Source organism: Micromonospora sp. NPDC049139, from assembly GCF_055586845.1.
Genome location: NZ_JBVJHK010000060.1, coordinates 1 through 2,944 on the forward strand (window position 1 = coordinate 1; position 2,944 = coordinate 2,944).

3 protein-coding genes are annotated in these 2,944 nt (G+C 74.5%); all 3 read right to left on the bottom strand.

The window, feature by feature from the left end; translation table 11 throughout:
* Positions 1 to 119: 119 nt before the first annotated feature.
* Genes ACZ6Q9_RS34160 through ACZ6Q9_RS34170 form a run of 3 tightly spaced genes read right to left on the bottom strand, consistent with a single transcriptional unit; the run spans position 120 to position 2,717 of the window.
* Positions 120 to 764, bottom strand: a complete 645-nt coding sequence (locus ACZ6Q9_RS34160) for a response regulator (protein ID WP_393460984.1) — start codon at positions 762 to 764, stop codon at positions 120 to 122.
* Positions 755 to 1,882, bottom strand: coding sequence for a sensor histidine kinase (locus ACZ6Q9_RS34165; RefSeq protein WP_393460987.1), 1,128 nt, complete (start codon positions 1,880 to 1,882; stop codon positions 755 to 757). Before ACZ6Q9_RS34165 ends, ACZ6Q9_RS34160 begins: the two co-directional genes overlap by 10 nt.
* A 22-nt stretch (positions 1,883 to 1,904) precedes the next feature.
* Complete coding sequence (locus ACZ6Q9_RS34170; RefSeq protein ID WP_393460990.1) at positions 1,905 to 2,717, bottom strand: DedA family protein; 813 nt, start codon at positions 2,715 to 2,717, stop codon at positions 1,905 to 1,907.
* Positions 2,718 to 2,944: the final 227 nt, after the last annotated feature.

Here is a 2,944-nt window from a genome sequence, read left to right on the forward strand (position 1 = left end):
GCCCCCCCCTCCCGCGCCCCCGCTACATCCCGCCCCCCCCCGCCCCGGGCCCGGGGGGCCCACACCCCCACACCCCCCACCACCACGCACCGCAAGACAAGGCAGGAAGGAAGAAGAACTCAAACCCCGAGATACCGAAGCACCGCGAGCACCCGTCGGCTGTAACCCCCCGCCCGCGACAGCTCCAGCTTGTCGAAGATCGTGTTGATGTGCTTCTCCACCGCGCTCTGCGACACGTGCAGCCGCCCGGCGATCGTGGCGTTGGTGTGGCCCTGCGCCATGTGGTGCAGCACGTCCCGTTCGCGCGGTGTCAGCCGCGCCAGCGGGTCGGTGCGGTCGGCGCCGGCCAGGACCTGCCGCACCACCTCGGGGTCCAACGCCGTCGCGCCCTCGGCCACCCGGTCCAGGGCGTCGAGGAAGTCGTCCACCTGGGCGACCCGGTCCTTGAGCACGTAGCCCACGCCCTCGGGACGGTCGGCGAGCAGCCGGGTGGCGTACCGCTTCTCGACGTACTGGGAGAGGACCAGGACTCCGGTGCCGGGCCAGCGCCGCCGGATCTCCAGGGCGGCCCGCAGCCCGTCGTCGGTGTGGGTGGGCGGCATCCGTACGTCGGTGACGACGACGTCGGGCCGGTGCCGGGCGACGGCGGCGACCACGTCGTCGGCGGTGGCGACGGCGGCGGCGACCTCGTGGCCCTCCTCGGTCAGCAGCCGGACCAGGCCCTCACGCAGCAGCGTGGAGTCCTCGGCGAGCACTATCCGCACGGCAGCTCCACCGACACCGTGGTGGGCCCGCCGGCCGGGCTGTCGACCCGCAGCCGTCCGTCCTGCGCCGCGACCCGTCGCGCCAGGCCGGACAGCCCGCGCCCGGCGGGGTCGGCCCCGCCGACGCCGTCGTCGTGCACCGTCATCCGGACGAACTCCTCCCCGGCCCCGATCTCGACGGTGATCAGGGTAGCGGCGGCGTGCTTCGCCGCGTTGGTCAGCGCCTCGCACGCGACGAAGTACAGCACGGTCTCGACCTGCCGCTGCGGGCGTACCGGCAGGTCGCAGTGGACGCGGACGGGAACGTCGGAGCGCTGTGCGACCATCTCCAGCACCTGCCCGAGGTCGGCGTCGTCGAGCGCGGACGGGTACACCCGCCAGGCCACCTCGCGCAGCTCCGCGACGGCCTGCTGCGCGTCGGCGTGGGCCTGGGCGAGCAGCGCGGCGGTGCGCTCGGCGTCGCGGCTGCGGCGGGCCCGGCCGAGCAGCATGCCGAGGGCGACCAGGCGCTGCTGGAGACCGTCGTGCAGGTCCCGCTCGATGCGCTGCCGTTCGGCGTCCACGGCGGCGATGACGCCGGCGCGGCTGGCGGCCAACTCCCGGACCCGGTTCTCCAGCAGGGTGCGGGCGTTCGGGCCGAGCAGGCGCCGGGCAAGCCGGACGTCCAGCGCGGCCACGCTCACCACGGCCTGCACGTTGACCAGGAGCAGCGCCGCGCCGACGACGGCCTGCAGCAGCGCGTCGGTCACGCCGAGGTCGCCGCGGAACACGGCCCGCACCACGATCGACGCCAGCACCACGCCGACGGCCAGCACCCCGTACGCGAGCAGGCCGAGCGCCCCGGGCAGCAGGCGGGCGGCCAGGTAACCGACCTCCCGCCGGCCCGCCGCCCCGGGCGGAACCTCGACGCCGTGGAACCGGGCCAGCCGGTCCCGCTCGTACCGCGCCAGCGTCGCGGCGTACCGGCGGATCGCGGTGCGGACGCGGCGACGGGCCGGCGGCACGGCCGCGGCGCCGGCCACGGCGACGGCCGCGCCGAGGAGGAACAGCGCCTCGACCACGGCCGTGAGGATCCCGAGGGCGACCCCGACGGGGATCCGGGTCGGGCGTGGCGTCACCGACCGGGGCACCTCCACCGGCTCAGCGCACCCCGTCGCGGTCCCACGGGGCGGGCTGCCCCGCCGAGTGGGCGCTGCGGTAGATGGTGCCCCGCCCGGCCGGGTCGGGCCCGTGGTGCAGCGGGGCGGGTCCGGGGGTCGGCTCCGCCTCGACGGCCGCTGCCGCACTCCGCCGGGCGCGGATCACCCGGGAGACCACGAACCAGCCGACGGCCGCCACGCTGGCGACGATGACCACGTTCTGGAGCACGCCGACGTACCCCTCGACCAGGTGCCAGTTGTCGCCGAGCAGGTAGCCGGCCATCACGAAGGTGGTGTTCCAGATCAGGCTGCCGAGGGTCGTGTAGACCGCGAACGTCCACACGGGCATGCGCTCCACGCCGGCCGGGATGGAGATCAGGCTGCGGAAGATCGGGATCATCCGGCCGAAGAAGACGGCCTTGACCCCGTGTCGCAGGAACCACTCCTCGGTGCGGTCGACGTCGCTGAGCTTGACCAGCGGCAGCCACTCCGCGATCGCCCGGATCCGCTCCCGACCGAGCGCGGCGCCGATGTAGTACAGCGCGAGGGCGCCGAGCAGCGAACCGAGGGTGGTCCAGAAGATCGCGCTGACCACACTCATCCGCCCCTGACCGGCGACGAAGCCGGCGAGCGGCAGGATCACCTCGCTGGGGATCGGCGGGAAGAGGTTCTCCAGGGCGACGGCCAGGCCCGCGCCGGGACCACCGAGCCGTTCCACCAGGCCGGTGACGTAGCCGACCAGGCCGTCCTCCGGTGGTGCGGCCTCCCCCGTGGCGGTTCCGGTGGCGAGCAGGGCGTGCGCGGTACGAATCATGGCCCCCACGCTACGAACTCATCCTGAGAGCCGACCATGGGGCCGGCCGCCCGGTTCCGCCGGGCGACCGCACCGGGCGGGTGCGGAAAACCGCAGGGGCCGCGCCCGACGGACCCGGCGGTGGCCGCCGTCCTAGTGTTCTGAGTCGTTAATTCGCCGGCAGTATGTGGCGAGGCTGTTGAGGATGTCGTCGGCGGTCCTGGTCCAGACAAACGGCTTGGGGTTGG

What these genes read in the sequence shown, in the direction of transcription:
- ACZ6Q9_RS34170 (WP_393460990.1), bottom strand. Translation starts at nt 2,717, where the DNA reads ATGATTCGTACCGCGCACGCCCTGCTCGCCACCGGAACCGCCACGGGG.